Here is a 14,707-nt window from a genome sequence, read left to right as displayed (position 1 = left end):
AGGTTATAGCAAAATATGCGATTCTCAGGGAGATTCAAGGGGTATAATTTACAGAAATTTCAGAAAGACTTGATCGCAGGTATTGTAGTAGGTGTCGTGGCAATTCCTTTAGGGATGGCGTTTGCCATTGCCTCGGGAGTCGAGCCTGAATACGGGCTGTACACTGTTGTAGTGGCAGGGATTTGTATTTCTTTGTTTGGAGGATCCAAATATCAAATCGGCGGTCCGACTGGCGCCTTTGTCCCCATTCTATTCGGTATTATCATGCAGTACGGCTTGGAGAACCTTCTGATCGCAGGGTTTATGGCAGGGATAATGCTAGTGCTGTTCGGGCTGTTTAAGCTCGGAAAAATTATGAAGTTTGTGCCGAAACCCGTTATCGTCGGTTTTACAGCCGGAATTGCCGTATTGATCTTTACTGAGCAAATCGCTAATTTTTTCGGTTTGAAAAATGTTGAAAAACATGAGAATTTTCATCACAACATGTTTGAAATTGCACAGAAGCTCGGTACCTTTAACATGTATGCCATTTTGACAGCAGTCATCGGGCTCGTCATTTTGCTTGTATCCGCCAAAGTGATGCCTAAAGTACCGGGTGCTTTATTGGCGCTTCTTATTTCTACACTGGTTGCGGTTGTCTTTTTCCCTGACCGCATGGCGACAATCGGGTCAACATATGGAGATATTCCCCGCCATTTGCCGGAATTTCAGTTCCCGGACCTTACATTGGATAAAATGGTTATGCTGTTTCCGGCAGCGCTTGTTATCGCGCTTCTTGGCGGCCTTGAGTCTATTCTGTCCGCGATGGTCGCTGATAACATGAAGGGCTCAAAGCATGACAGCAACAAAGAGCTTGTCGGCCAAGGGATTGCGAATATAGCTGCGCCACTGTTCGGCGGAATTCCGGCAACAGGAGCGATCGCCAGAACGGCAACCAATATTAAAAACGGGGCGGTTTCCCCCGTGTCCGGCGTCGTTCATGGTGTAGTCGTTCTTCTTGTCCTGCTCGTATTCGCACCTTATGCGTCTCATGTGCCGCTTGCCAGCATGGCGCCCATTCTCATGGTTGTCGCATGGAACATGAGTGAGCGCAAGGAAGTCGCAAACATGCTGAGGCTGAAAAACGCTGATTCCATTATTTTGGCGGCGACTTTTGTCCTTACGATTCTGTTTGACTTAATCATTGGTGTGGCAACCGGATTGCTGCTCGCATTTGTGTTCTTTATCAGAAGAATGAGTGAAGCGACCCGTGTCCACAATCAGGAATCGCATCCTGTTCTGGCGAAGAGAAAAGACCCGTCTGTCAGCATGTATGCCATAGAAGGGCCGCTGTTTTTCGGGTCAATTGATTCACTTGAATCTTCACTGCTGGAGCATGTACAGAAAAAGCCGAAAACTCTTATTCTGCTCATGAATAAGGTGCACTACATGGATACGTCGGCTGAAGCCGTGCTGGGGAACATTATGAACAGGATTAAACGCCACAACGGAAAGCTGATGATTGTGGGATTGCAATCACAGCCGAAGGAGCTGCTGCATAAAACAGGTCTTTTTCACAAAATAGGAAAACAGCATTTCTTTGATCACCATGATGAAATCACAGGGTAAAGAAAGCGGCCATTCCGGCCGCTTTTTATGCATGCTCAAATCGTTTTGTCAGTTTTTCTTTGTGGGCTTTCATCACGTCTTCTAAAGAGACACCGTACATATCAGCAAGAATGGCGATATTTCCGATGACATCTCCCATTTCTTCAATCAATTCCTGTTTTTGCTCAGCTCTTGTTGATTCTTTCTCATCCGGCCGGTCTCTGCCGATTTCATATGCTCTGACAGCCCGTGCCAATTCTCCTGCTTCCTCCATTAAGAAGCCGATTCGAATAAACGGTCCGTAGTCTGTCCAGCCTCTTTTTTCATAAAAATCCTTCATCCATTTTTCTGCCTCAGCCAGCTGCAACATCATCACTCCTGTATTCTTTATGTATTTCGTATTGATATTATCACATGATGATGGGACAATATATAGTGTATTTTTTAATGATCAACACGATATATAGATGCGGAGATGACAATATGAAAACAATTTGCGTATTTGCGGGGTCCAACCCGGGGGGGAATGAAGACTATAAACGAAAAGCGGAAGAGCTTGGCGCCTGCATGGCTGAGCTGGGAATCGGCCTTGTTTATGGCGGGTCCCGCTTAGGTTTGATGGGCGCGATTGCTGACGCCATAATGGAAAACGGCGGAAGTGCAATCGGAGTCATGCCGAGCGGTTTGTTCAGCGGAGAGGTTGTTCATCAAAATCTGACTGATCTGATTGAAGTAAACGGAATGCATGAACGTAAAGCCAAAATGAGCGAGCTGGCAGACGGCTTTATCGCTATGCCGGGCGGCTTCGGTACATATGAAGAATTATTTGAAGTGCTTTGCTGGGCGCAGATCGGCATCCACCAAAAGCCGATCGGACTGTACAATGTGAACGGATATTTTGAACCGATGCTGAAAATGATCAAATATAGCATTCAGGAAGGGTTTTCAAATGATTCGCATCTCAAGCTGATCCACAGCTCTTCACGGCCGGCTGAGTTAATTGAGCAAATGCAAAGCTACTCTTATCCTATTTTAGAGAAAAAGTGGACAGAAATCTAAAAAGATTTCCTCGTGAAAGGGCGATCATAGCGGGTGCGAGGTCAGCTGAATATTATATTTTTTAACGTGTGAGATTTCCTAAAGGAAATCTCTTTTTTTATGTTTAGCTGCATCATATATTCAGTTGTAATAAAGGACTTTTTCACTAGTTTGGATAATAAGCACAGTAAGGAGGGAATGAAAATGGCGACATTGTCAGATGTGGCGAAAAAGGCAAATGTTTCGAAAATGACGGTATCACGAGTGATCAATCACCCTGAGACGGTGACAGATGAATTGAAAAAGCTTGTTCATTCTGCGATGAAAGAACTGAATTACTTCCCTAATTATGCAGCCAGAGCGCTTGTGCAAAACAGAACACAGGTTGTTAAGCTGTTAATTCTTGAGGAAATGGATACGACTGAACCATATTACATGAACCTGCTGACCGGAATCAGCCGGGAACTCGATCGCAATCATTATGCGCTCCAGCTTGTAACAAGAAACTCTCTCAATATCGGGCAATGCGACGGTATTATTGCCACTGGATTAAGAAAGAGCGATTTTGAGGGGGTGATCAAAGCTTTTGAAAAGCCGCTAGTCGTATTTGGCCAAAATGAAATGGGCTATGACTTTATCGATGTGAATAACGAGAAAGGCACTTTTATGGCAACCCGCCATGTGATGAGTCTGGGGGAGCGGGAAGTTGTCTTTATTGGCATTGATTTAGATGAGCCTTTCGAACGTTCCAGAGAACAGGGATATATGAAGGCTATGAATGAAAGATGTAGAAAAACGAAGCTGTTTCGGATTGACAATAGTTCTAAGAAAAGTGAATGCCTTGCAAGGGAAGTGCTGACATCCTTGAATCATCAGACTGCATTTGTCTGCGCCTCTGATCGAATCGCGCTCGGTGTTATTCGTGCAGCACAATCGCTTGGAAAACGAATTCCGACAGACGTCGCGGTGACTGGGAATGATGGTGTTTTTCTTGATCGCATCTCCTCGCCCCGGCTGACTACGGTCAGACAGCCTGTCGTTGAGATGGGGGAAGCCTGTGCGAAAATGTTATTGAAAAAAATGAATGAAGATGGAGCCGCTCAAGGAAATCTATTTTTTGAGCCGGAGTTAATTGTACGTGAATCAACGATGTAAGGGCTTATTTTGTTATCGATAACAAGGTAAAAAGGATTGTTCCTGCTATTTCATCATGATACTTTCAAACTAAAAGCCGACCTTAATAAAACGGAGGTCCAAGGAGGAGACAGGGTGGAGTATGCAGCGATACATCATCAGCCGTTCAGTTCTGATGCTTATTCTTATGACGGGCAGAAAGTGCATATCAAGATTCGGACAAAAAAAGGTGATGCAGAGCAGATCTCATTAATCTGGGGTGATCCTTATGAATACAACGACGGCAGGTGGTCGGCAAACGAGCAGCTGATGAGGAAAATAGCCGAAACAGACATGCATGATCATTGGTTTGCTGAAGTGGTGCCCCCATTCAGGCGCTTGCAATATGCGTTTGTTGTCACTGACCATCATGAAGACATCTTTTTCGGGAGTTCTGGTGTATGCCCTTATAACAAAAAAACACTGGAGACAATTCATTATTATTTTAAGCTTCCATTTGTTCACGAGGCTGATACATTTCAAGCGCCTGAGTGGGTGAAATCAACCGTCTGGTATCAAATTTTCCCGGAGCGTTTTGCAAATGGCAGAGAAGACTTGTCACCGGAGAATGCATTGCCGTGGGGGAGCAAGGACCCGGACGTGAATGATTTTTTTGGAGGGGATTTGCAAGGGATTGTTGATAAGCTTGATTATATAGAGGATTTAGGGGTGAACGGAATTTATTTGACGCCGATCTTTTCCGCGCCTTCTAATCATAAATACGACACGCTGGATTACTATTCCATTGATTCTCATTTTGGAGATCCCGATCTTTTCCGCACATTAGTCAGCCAGCTTCATGAGAGGGGAATGAGGATTATGCTTGATGCTGTTTTTAATCATATTGGCAGCGCTTCTCCGCAGTGGCAGGATGTCGTAAAATACGGTGCACAATCCCGTTATAAAGATTGGTTCTATATTCACTCCTTTCCTGTCAAAGAAGACAATTATGACAGGTTTGCCTTTACACCTAATATGCCGAAGCTGAATACGGCAAATCCCGAGGTGCAGAGATATTTGCTTGATATTGCTTTGTACTGGATTCGGGAATTTGACATTGACGGCTGGCGTTTGGATGTGGCCAATGAAGTGGATCATACTTTTTGGAAGTTATTCAGGCAAGCCGTCACAGCAGAAAAGCCTGACGTCTATATTTTAGGTGAGATCTGGCATTCTGCCGAACCGTGGCTTAGAGGTGATGAATTTCACGCGGTGATGAACTATCCTTTTACTGAGCCAATGATGGAATACTTTGCTGACCGGACGATTCCGGCCTCTCGTATGGCCCGCCGTATGAATGCGCATTTGATGAATGGGATGAAGCAGGCTAATGAGGTGATGTTTAATTTACTGGACAGCCATGATACAAAACGGCTTTTAACCAGATGCGAACATGATGAGAAAAAAGCACGCGCTTTGCTGGCCTTTATGTTTGCCCAGACAGGTTCACCATGCATCTATTACGGAACGGAAATCGGCCTGGACGGCGAAAATGATCCTTTATGCCGAAAATGTATGGTCTGGGAAAAAGAAAAGCAGAATCAAGACTTGCTGCGATTTATGAAACGGATCATTGCTTTACGCAAACAGGAACACACTTTATTGACTGAGGGAAGTCTTGAGTGGAATCTGCTGGATGACCAAAATGACTTTATTAGCTTTTCGCGGACTCTTGATGAAAAAACATTGATTTACTTCTTTAATCAAGGAGGCGAGACTCGACATGTCAGTTTGCGAGATTTGAATATTGAAAGGAATAAGAGAATCTGCGATGTATGGACAGAGCAGCCCCTTCAACTTAGCGATGTGATTGCTGTTCAGCCGGGAGAATTTTTTATTTTGGGTGCCTCCGCTCCTGTTTAAATTCTGTTATCGGTAACAACTCAAAAGAAGTTGTAATCGCTTTCTCTGAAATCATACCATTGTAATAGATTCATAAATAGAAGGGGGAAAAGAGATGATCCTTTTTAAAAGGGGGTTCGCCTTATTGGCCGCATCAGTTCTGGCAATTAGCCTTGCCGCTTGTTCTCATTCAAAAGATCCGGCAAGCTCTGACGGCAAGAAAGTATTGACTGTGTCTGTCGAAGAAAACTATAAAAAATACATTGAAAGCATTAGACCAACATTCGAAAAAGAGCATAAGGTCACGATAAAAATTGTTGAAAAACAAATGTTCGAACAGTTGGAAGCGCTTCCTCTAGATGGCCCAGCCGGTAACGCACCTGATGTTATGCTTGCAGCCTATGACCGAATCGGCAGTTTGGGACAGCAAGGACATTTGCTTAACATTAAGCCATCTCACACAAAAAGCTTTGGAGATAAAGAGATGCAGCAGGTAACCATTGACGGCAAGGTGTACGGAATGCCGCTAGTCATTGAGACACTTGTTTTGTATTACAACAAAGCTCTCTTACAAACAGCGCCAAAAACATTTAAAGATCTTGAAAAAGTAACGGAGGATCCCCGATTTGCGTTTGCTTCGGAAAAAGGAAAATCAACCGGATTTTTAGCGAAATGGACTGACTTTTATATGTCGTACGGTTTATTGGCAGGTTACGGCGGCTATGTATTTGGCAAAAACGGCACAGACGCCGATGATATCGGCCTGAACAATAAAGAGGCTGTTGAAGCGGTGAAATATGCGGAGAAATGGTTTAACACATATTGGCCAAAAGGCATGCAAGACAATTCAAGCGCAGACGACTTTATTCAGCAGATGTTTTTAGATGGAAAAGCGGCTGCGATCATTGGCGGTCCGTGGTCAGCTGCCAACTATAATGAGGCGAAATTGGACTACGGAGCGGCCCCTATTCCGACATTGCCAAACGGTGAAGAATATGCCCCTTTTGCCGGAGGGAAGGGCTGGGTTGCATCCACATATACAAAAGAACCTGAACTCGCTGAAAAATGGCTTGAGTATGCTGCTAATGATGCCAATGCTTACACTTTTTATGAAAATACAAACGAAGTTCCAGCTAACACAGCAGCAAGGAAGAAAGCGGATGAGCAACAACATGAGTTGACTTCAGCTGTGATAAAACAATATGAAACAGCGACACCGACACCAAATATTCCAGAAATGGCTGAAGTATGGACGGGAGCGGAAAGCTTGATTTTTGATGCGGCTTCAGGAAAAAAATCAGCACAAACATCAGCGGATGATGCTGTAAACGTCATAAAAGAAAATATCAAAGAAAAGTATGTGAAATAAAACGGCGGGACAGCGTCCTGAAGAATAGAGGGCGAAAAAATGAATACACACCACACACTTGCAAAGCAAAAACGAACGGCCGGGCTTTTATCGATCATTCCCGGGCTAGGACAGATCATAAATCAGCAGTTTTCAAAGGGGCTCTTGTTTCTTGCTGTCACCGGCTTGTTTGCTGTTGAATTAAGCGTTTTCGGCATTCAGGCGCTCCTCGGCTTGATGACATTGGGAAGTGTTCCCGGTGAGGATCACTCACTGTTTATGCTGATTGAAGGCACGCTGCAATTGATCGTAACGGTGATTTTCCTTATGTTCTACATCTTTAACATTCATGATGCACGTAAGATTGCTGCTATGAAAGCGGCGGGTATGGAGGTCAATGCAACGGCCAAGGATATGATCCGTCACGCGGGTGATAAAGGGTTTCCCTATTTATTTACACTGCCGGCATATATCATGATGGTGTTTGTGATTATTTTTCCGGTTTTGGTGACTCTGTTTGTTGCATGTACAAACTATGATTTTTATCATATTCCGCCTAATAGTCTGATTGACTGGGTCGGTTTTAAAAACTTCTTAAATATATTTTTCCTCGGCTCCTATCGTGAGACGTTTGTGAATGTACTGGGCTGGACAGTCATCTGGACCATCTGTGCAACAACGCTGCAAATCATATTGGGGATCGTGACGGCGCTTTTCGTCAATCAGGATTTTATAAGGGGCAAGCGGATATTTCGGATGATTTTCTTATTTCCATGGGCTGTTCCGGCCTTTATTACAATTATGAGTTTTTCCAACATGTTTAACGACAGCGTAGGAGCGGTGAATGCACAGGTGATTCCATTATTGAATCATCTGCCGTTTGTTGAGCTGCCGGCGATCTCATGGAAAACTGATCCATTCTGGACAAAAACAGCCCTCATTATGATTCAGACCTGGCTCGGCTTTCCCTATATTTATGTCATGGTAACCGGAGTGCTTCAGGCGATTCCAAGTGAATTGTATGAAGCGGCTAAGATTGACGGGGCCACTTTTATTCAGCGTTTTCGACGTATTACATTCCCCATGATTTTATTTGCGACAGCACCAGTGATGATTACCCAGTATACATTTAATTTCAATAATTTCTCGATTATTTACTTATTTAATGAGGGAGGGCCGGGCAGTGCGGGAGCTGGGGCAGGGTCGACCGATATCTTAATTTCTTGGATTTATAAACTGACAACAGGCACATCACCGCAATATTCTGTGGCCGCGGCTATTACACTGTTAATTTCCTTCATTGTGATTGGAATTTCCCTGATTGCTTTCAAAAAATCGAATGCTTTTGGCAATGAGGAGGTGATGTAGGTGAACGCGAGAACGGCTAAAATGCTTAATCGGATCTGCACCTATTTATTTTTGACCCTCTTAAGCATTGTCATTATCTATCCGTTGCTGATTACAGCCTCATCCGCTTTCCGTGTGGGGAATGCGGCGGCATTTCAGCTCGATTTTTCGGGATCTTGGACTTTGGATCATTTTAAGCGGTTATTTGATGAAACACTTTATCTTCATTGGTACAGCAATACACTTGTCATCGCACTATCGGTCATGGTATTGCAGGTGACGATCGTGACGCTTGCCGGTTATACGTACAGCCGTTATCGGTTTGCGGGCCGAAAAAAGAGCCTAGTCTTCTTTCTCATCATTCAAATGGTGCCGACGATGGCAGCGCTGACCGCTTTTTATGTTCTGGCAATGCTGATAGGCGCACTCGATCAATACTGGTTTTTGACTGCGATCTATATTGGCGGAGGAATCCCGATGAACACGTGGCTGATGAAAGGTTATTTTGACACTGTGCCGAGAGAAATTGATGAAGCCGCGCGCATTGATGGAGCGGGCCATCTGAGGATTTTCGCTTCAATTGTTTTACCGCTTGTTAAGCCAATGCTTGCAGTACAAGCGCTTTGGGCGTTTATGGCGCCGTTCGGCGACTATTTGCTGGCAAAGTTTTTGCTTCGCTCACCGGAAAGGCTGACCATCGCTGTAGGATTGCAGTCTTTCATTTCAAATCCCCAGCAACAAAAGGTCGCCCTGTTTGCAGCCGGTGCTATACTTGCCGCTCTGCCAATATGCGTTTTGTTCTTTTTTCTCCAAAAGAACTTTGTGTCCGGGCTGACAGCCGGCGGAACAAAGGGGTAATGACATGAAAAATGATCTGCAAAATGAAAGCTTTATTATCTGCTTCTTGAAAGCGATTTTCTGCCCGTCAGGTGTTTGCCGTTACAGGAATACATTCAGCTGGCTGAAGCTTTTCTTTCTGTTTATGTTTATAACAGCCTGTTTGATGGCGCCGTTAACGGTCTCGTTTATGAAAATGGATCACTACAGGATTACATCCTTTATGCCATCAGCGATTCAACAGGTTAATAATCAATTTGCTGATCAATTACAAGGTTTTCACATCAGAAATGGAAAACTGACAGGCGGGAAGAACTCTGAGCAGGTTGAAGAGGGGCGGAATTTGCTGGCGATTGATAAAAGGCATAAATATCAGACAAGCGGGGAAAATGGCCGCTTGAAAGTAAATGGGTATGATAATGCCGTCGTATTTCAATCTGATCAACTAGTGATCACCGATCAAAACGGAGCGGGATTTTCTGTTGGTTATGCAAAAATGGACACTGAGCTTAAGGAACCGAACGTTCATGATATAGAGGTGTTGATCAATACATTGTGGCTGGCACAGTATAAGCCGATGATCATGGTGCTGGCATATGCAGTGATGTTTATGATTCAGATTTTTGTAACGGCTGTTCTTGCGGGAGGCATCTGGATCACAAAAAAATCAAACATGATCTCTATTGCGTCGATCAAGGAAGCGGCATCTATGGCGGTTTGCGCATCAGCACTGCCGGCATTTACGGCAGCTGCTGTCGGTATGGTTCATTTTGACCTGATTACTGTATTGATGATTCATTCGTGCGGCGTCACTTTGATGATCTCTTTTGTATTTAAATATTTGACCAAAATCCGCCATTATAATGGAAACTTACATTCGGGAGGAAATCATGATAAATCAGCGATTATTTGAGATTGATGAATGGAAAATCAAAACACATACATTTCAAAAGGAGCATACAAGACTGCAGGAAAGCCTGACTTCTCTTGCTAACGGTTATATGGGAGTGAGAGGGAATTTTGAAGAGGGCTATTCAGGTGACAGCCATCAAGGCACATATATTGCAGGCGTGTGGTTTCCTGACAAAACACGAGTAGGCTGGTGGAAAAACGGGTATCCGGAATACTTCGGAAAAGTGATTAATGCGATGAACTTTGTTGGCATTGGCTTATATGTTGACGGTGAAAAAGTCGATCTTTATCAAAATCAAATCGAATCATTTAAGTTGGAGCTCAATATGAAAGAGGGAATTCTGCGGCGAAGCGCTGTTGTCCGTATTCAGGATAAGATCGTCAAAATCAAGTCAGAGCGATTTCTTAGCCTTGCCGTAAAAGAGCTTTGCGTCATTCATTATGAAGCGGAATGCCTGACAGAAGATGCTGTTATTACGCTTGTGCCTTATCTAGACGGACATGTCGCAAATGAAGATTCTAATTACGAGGAACAGTTTTGGCAGGAAGAAGCAAGGGGGGCTGATACTCACCACGGCCATTTGGTCACAAAAACGATCGAAAATCCGTTTGGAACACCGCGCTTTACAGTTTCAGCCGCAATGGCTAACGTGACAGAAGATTTTATTAATGAAAGCTCTCAAACAGCCGCGATGTATGTCGAGAATCGCTACAGCTACCAAACAAAGGCTTCATTGAAAAAGTTTATTATCGTCACGACTTCTCGTGATGTTCGGGAAACAGAGCTTTTATCGACAGCCAAGAAGCTTTTGGCGGGTGTTCTTGAGAACGGCTATGAAGAAGCAAAACGGAGGCACACCGAGCAATGGAAGGAAAGGTGGTCAAAAGCGGATATAGAAATTAAAGGAGATGAGGAACTTCAGCAAGGAATCCGCTACAATATCTTTCAGTTATTTTCGACGTATTACGGAGCCGATGCCCGTTTGAATATCGGGCCGAAAGGATTTACTGGCGAAAAATACGGAGGGGCCGCCTATTGGGATACGGAGGCGTACGCTGTTCCGATGTATGTGGCGACAGCCGAGCCGGCGGTGACGAAAAACCTGCTTTTGTACCGCTATCACCATTTGGAGGCTGCTAAACGGAATGCTGCCAAACTGGGGATGAAAGGGGCACTTTACCCGATGGTGACATTCACAGGGGATGAATGCCACAACGAATGGGAAATCACCTTCGAAGAAATTCACCGCAATGGCGCCATTTGCTATGCGATCTGGCATTACGTCCAATATACAGGCGATCATGATTATATGAAAGAATACGGGATAGATGTACTTGTGGAAGTCAGCAGGTTTTGGGCGGACCGCGTTCATTTCTCGAAACGGATAAATAAATATATGATTCACGGCGTCACAGGGCCGAATGAATACGAAAACAATGTCAACAACAATTGGTATACAAATGTCATGGCAGCTTGGACATTGGAGTATACATTAGAAAATCTCGAAAGGATTTCAGCGGAAAAACGCCGCCTGCTTGCTGTGCAGGCAGAAGAACTGAAGGCCTGGAGAGACATCATTCAGCATATGTATTACCCGTATAGTGAAGAGCTGCAAATTTTTATTCAGCATGATACATTCTTGGACAAAGATCTGCAATCTGCGGACGAGTTAGATCCAGCTGAGAGGCCGCTTTATCAAAATTGGTCATGGGACAAAATTCTCCGCTCTAATTTTATTAAGCAGGCAGATGTGCTTCAAGGCATTTATCTGTTTCATGACCGTTTTACAATGGAAGAAAAGCGGCGAAACTTTGAGTTTTATGAACCGATGACTGTTCATGAATCAAGTCTGTCGCCTTCTGTCCATGCGGTACTCGCAGCCGAGCTCAAGATGGAAAAGAAAGCGCTCGAATTATGTAAGCGTACAGCTAGGCTTGATCTTGACAATTACAATCATGACACGGAAGAAGGTTTGCACATCACATCAATGACGGGAAGCTGGCTTGCGATCGTTCAGGGCTTTGCAGGCATGCGGATCACGAATGAGACGCTGTCATTCGCTCCGTTTATGCCGAAAGAATGGGATGGATATTCGTTCAACATCAATTATCGAAACCGATTAATCAGTGTTGCGGTTGACAGAATGAGCGCCGTCTTTGAGCTTGTAAAAGGTGAGCCGCTTCGCATGAAAGTGTATGAGGAACCGGTTGTCTTAAATGGACAATGTGAAAGGAGAACGCCTGATGAGTGAATGGTGGAAAGAAGCTGTCGTTTATCAAATATACCCGCGCAGTTTTTACGATGCCAATGGAGATGGATTCGGGGATTTGCAAGGTGTGATTCAAAAGCTGGATTACATCAAACATCTCGGGGCAGATGTGATTTGGCTCTCGCCGGTGTTTGATTCCCCGCAGGATGACAACGGTTATGACATCAGCGACTACAGAAATATGTACGAAAAATTTGGGACAAATGAAGATATGTTTCAGTTAATCGATGAAGTGCATCAGCGCGGAATGAAAATCGTCATGGATTTGGTTGTGAACCACACGTCAGATGAGCATGCTTGGTTTGCAGAAAGCCGCAAGTCAAAGGACAATCCTTACCGGAATTATTATTTTTGGAAAGATCCGAAATCGGATGGCTCAGAGCCGAATAATTGGGGATCGATTTTTTCGGGTTCGGCGTGGACGTTTGATGAAGGGACAGGACAGTATTATTTGCACTATTTTTCGAAAAAACAGCCTGATTTAAATTGGGAAAATGAAGCCGTACGCCGAGAAGTTTATGATGTGATGAGATTTTGGATGGATCAAGGCGTTGACGGCTGGCGGATGGATGTGATCGGCTCCATTTCCAAGCACACCGATTTTCCGGACTATGAAACAGATAACAGCAAAAACTATATCGTCGGCCGTTATCATTCCAATGGCCCTCGCCTTCATGAATTTATTCGGGAGATGAACAGAGAAGTGCTTTCTCATTACGATTGCATGACGGTCGGAGAGGCAAACGGCTCTGATATTGAAGAGGCGAAAAAGTACACAGATGCAAGCCGGCAAGAGCTGAATATGATCTTTACATTTGAACATATGGATATTGATACAGAACAAAACTCGCCAAACGGGAAATGGCAGATTAAGCCGTTTGATTTGATTGCTTTAAAAAAGACGATGACAAGGTGGCAGACCGGGTTAATGAACACCGGCTGGAATACCCTGTATTTCGAAAACCATGACCAGCCGAGGGTTATTTCCCGCTGGGGCAATGATGGAAAGCTGAGAAAACTGTGTGCAAAGGCATTTGCAACGGTTCTCCACGGTATGAAGGGAACACCGTTTATTTACCAGGGAGAAGAAATCGGCATGGTTAACAGTGATATGCCGCTGGAGATGTATGACGATCTTGAAATCAAAAATGCGTATCGTGAGCTGGTCATTGAAAACAAAACGATGTCAGATGAAGAATTTCTAAAAGCCGCGGCAAAAAAAGGACGGGATCATGCGAGAACACCGATGCAATGGGATGACGGAGAACATGCGGGATTCACAGCCGGAAACCCTTGGATAGCGGTAAATTCCCGTTATCACGATATCAATGTGAAAGAGTCCTTGGCAGACCAAGATTCAATTTTTTATTACTACCAGAAGCTCATTCAATTACGAAAGCAATACAAGATTATAATATATGGAGATTTTCAGCTGCTTCACGAGAACGATCCGCAAATCTTTTCTTACCTTCGTGAATATCAAGGGCAAAAGCTGCTCGTCATTGTGAACTTGTCGGCAGTTAAAGCTCTGTTCGAGATGCCTCAAGAATTGCTTCATAAGCAATGGAAAGTGTTAATTTCAAACTATCCGCAGGGGCGGGCCGACTTGAAGAGCATTTGCCTCGAGCCTTATGAAGCTATGATGGGCATCAGCACATGAAAGCGGTCATTTTTGATTTAGACGGAGTGATAACAGATACTGCGGAATACCATTTTCTCGCTTGGAAGCATATCGCAGAACAAATCGATATTCCCTTTGACAGAAGTGTGAATGAAAGCCTAAAAGGAATCAGCAGAGAAGAGTCACTTGAACGCCTGCTTATCTTTGGCGGTGCAGAAACAAGGTATACAAATGAAGAGAAAAAAGAACTTTTAAATCAAAAAAATCACTATTATCAAACATTGATCAGCAAATTAACGCCTGAAGATCTTTTGCCGGGAATCGGCGGGCTTCTTTGTGAATTGAAAAGTCAGCATATAAAAATCGGGTTAGCATCTTCCAGCCGCAATGCTTCCGCGATTTTAAAACGTTTGGAGATCATTGATGTTTTTCATGCCATTGTTGACCCGGCTGCTCTCACAAACGGGAAACCTGATCCTGAAATCTTTTTAACAGCTGCATTGCTTCTCGGTGTTTCCCCGGCTGATTGCGCGGCAATAGAAGACGCTGAAGCAGGCATTTGCGCAATCAAATCTGCGGGGATGTTTGCGGTTGGAGTCGGTCATGAACAGTCAATGTGTGGTGCTGACCTCATTGTGCGGCAAACGTGTGATTTGACGTTTGGGCTGTTGAAGGAGGAATGGGAACAGTACAGAATAAAAGGTTTATCATGAAAAAAACCTGCAAGAGACA

The 14,707-nt window shown here is 44.1% G+C and carries 12 protein-coding genes; 11 read left to right on the top strand and 1 reads right to left on the bottom strand.

Features of this window, described 5'->3' with window-relative positions; translation table 11 throughout:
• Positions 1-15: 15 nt before the first annotated feature.
• Positions 16-1,608, top strand: a complete 1,593-nt coding sequence (locus tag BTW01_RS04545; protein ID WP_162101850.1) for a SulP family inorganic anion transporter — start codon at positions 16-18, stop codon at positions 1,606-1,608.
• 25 nt (positions 1,609-1,633) lie between these two features.
• On the opposite strand, the gene BTW01_RS04540 is transcribed toward BTW01_RS04545, so the two are convergent.
• The gene (locus BTW01_RS04540; protein WP_162101849.1) at positions 1,634-1,954 is read right to left on the bottom strand and encodes a MazG nucleotide pyrophosphohydrolase domain-containing protein; all 321 of its coding nucleotides are present in this window, start codon (positions 1,952-1,954) and stop codon (positions 1,634-1,636) included.
• 116 nt (positions 1,955-2,070) lie between these two features.
• Between BTW01_RS04540 and BTW01_RS04535 the strand changes: the two genes are divergently transcribed.
• The 10 genes from BTW01_RS04535 (at position 2,071) to pgmB (ending at position 14,688) form a co-directional block, all read left to right on the top strand.
• Entirely contained in the window at positions 2,071-2,646 is a 576-nt protein-coding gene (locus tag BTW01_RS04535; protein WP_162101848.1) for a TIGR00730 family Rossman fold protein, read from the top strand.
• 183 nt (positions 2,647-2,829) lie between these two features.
• Positions 2,830-3,780, top strand: a complete 951-nt coding sequence (locus BTW01_RS04530) for a LacI family DNA-binding transcriptional regulator (RefSeq protein ID WP_162101847.1) — start codon at positions 2,830-2,832, stop codon at positions 3,778-3,780.
• A gap of 114 nt (positions 3,781-3,894) precedes the next feature.
• Positions 3,895-5,661 carry a glycoside hydrolase family 13 protein gene (locus tag BTW01_RS04525; RefSeq protein WP_162101846.1) on the top strand — a complete coding sequence of 589 codons (1,767 nt, stop codon included), beginning with the start codon at positions 3,895-3,897 and terminating at the stop codon, positions 5,659-5,661.
• Between the two features lie 94 nt (positions 5,662-5,755).
• Positions 5,756-7,009, top strand: a complete 1,254-nt coding sequence (locus tag BTW01_RS04520; protein ID WP_162101845.1) for an extracellular solute-binding protein — start codon at positions 5,756-5,758, stop codon at positions 7,007-7,009.
• 39 nt (positions 7,010-7,048) lie between these two features.
• Positions 7,049-8,356, top strand: a complete 1,308-nt coding sequence (gene mdxF, locus BTW01_RS04515) for a maltodextrin ABC transporter permease MdxF (protein ID WP_162101844.1) — start codon at positions 7,049-7,051, stop codon at positions 8,354-8,356.
• Positions 8,357-9,193 (top strand): maltodextrin ABC transporter permease MdxG, encoded by an 837-nt coding sequence (gene mdxG, locus BTW01_RS04510; RefSeq protein ID WP_162101843.1) that lies wholly within the window; start codon positions 8,357-8,359, stop codon positions 9,191-9,193.
• Between the two features lie 4 nt (positions 9,194-9,197).
• Entirely contained in the window at positions 9,198-10,085 is an 888-nt protein-coding gene (locus tag BTW01_RS04505; RefSeq protein ID WP_162101842.1) for a DUF1189 domain-containing protein, read from the top strand.
• Entirely contained in the window at positions 10,063-12,336 is a 2,274-nt protein-coding gene (locus BTW01_RS04500) for a glycoside hydrolase family 65 protein (RefSeq protein WP_162101841.1), read from the top strand. The genes BTW01_RS04505 and BTW01_RS04500 overlap by 23 nt, the downstream gene beginning before the upstream one ends.
• Positions 12,329-14,014, top strand: a complete 1,686-nt coding sequence (locus BTW01_RS04495; protein ID WP_162101840.1) for a glycoside hydrolase family 13 protein — start codon at positions 12,329-12,331, stop codon at positions 14,012-14,014. The genes BTW01_RS04500 and BTW01_RS04495 overlap by 8 nt, the downstream gene beginning before the upstream one ends.
• On the top strand, positions 14,011-14,688 hold the full coding sequence (gene pgmB, locus BTW01_RS04490) for a beta-phosphoglucomutase (RefSeq protein ID WP_162101839.1): 678 nt from the start codon (positions 14,011-14,013) through the stop codon (positions 14,686-14,688). Before BTW01_RS04495 ends, pgmB begins: the two co-directional genes overlap by 4 nt.
• The last annotated feature ends 19 nt before the right edge of the window (positions 14,689-14,707 follow it).

It is taken from the genome of Bacillus sp. SKDU12, assembly GCF_010093085.1.
GTDB classification, from domain to species: Bacteria; Bacillota; Bacilli; order Bacillales; family Bacillaceae; genus Bacillus; species Bacillus mexicanus.
The sequence above is the reverse complement of the archived record's forward strand: the minus strand, read 5'-3'. Positions and strand labels throughout refer to the sequence as shown.

What these genes read in the sequence shown, in the direction of transcription:
- BTW01_RS04545 (WP_162101850.1), top strand. Translation starts at nt 16, where the DNA reads ATGCGATTCTCAGGGAGATTCAAGGGGTATAATTTACAGAAATTTCAG.
- BTW01_RS04535 (WP_162101848.1), top strand. Translation starts at nt 2,071, where the DNA reads ATGAAAACAATTTGCGTATTTGCGGGGTCCAACCCGGGGGGGAATGAA.
- BTW01_RS04530 (WP_162101847.1), top strand. Translation starts at nt 2,830, where the DNA reads ATGGCGACATTGTCAGATGTGGCGAAAAAGGCAAATGTTTCGAAAATG.
- BTW01_RS04520 (WP_162101845.1), top strand. Translation starts at nt 5,756, where the DNA reads ATGATCCTTTTTAAAAGGGGGTTCGCCTTATTGGCCGCATCAGTTCTG.
- mdxF (WP_162101844.1), top strand. Translation starts at nt 7,049, where the DNA reads ATGAATACACACCACACACTTGCAAAGCAAAAACGAACGGCCGGGCTT.
- BTW01_RS04505 (WP_162101842.1), top strand. Translation starts at nt 9,198, where the DNA reads ATGAAAAATGATCTGCAAAATGAAAGCTTTATTATCTGCTTCTTGAAA.
- BTW01_RS04500 (WP_162101841.1), top strand. Translation starts at nt 10,063, where the DNA reads ATGATAAATCAGCGATTATTTGAGATTGATGAATGGAAAATCAAAACA.
- BTW01_RS04495 (WP_162101840.1), top strand. Translation starts at nt 12,329, where the DNA reads ATGAGTGAATGGTGGAAAGAAGCTGTCGTTTATCAAATATACCCGCGC.
- pgmB (WP_162101839.1), top strand. Translation starts at nt 14,011, where the DNA reads ATGAAAGCGGTCATTTTTGATTTAGACGGAGTGATAACAGATACTGCG.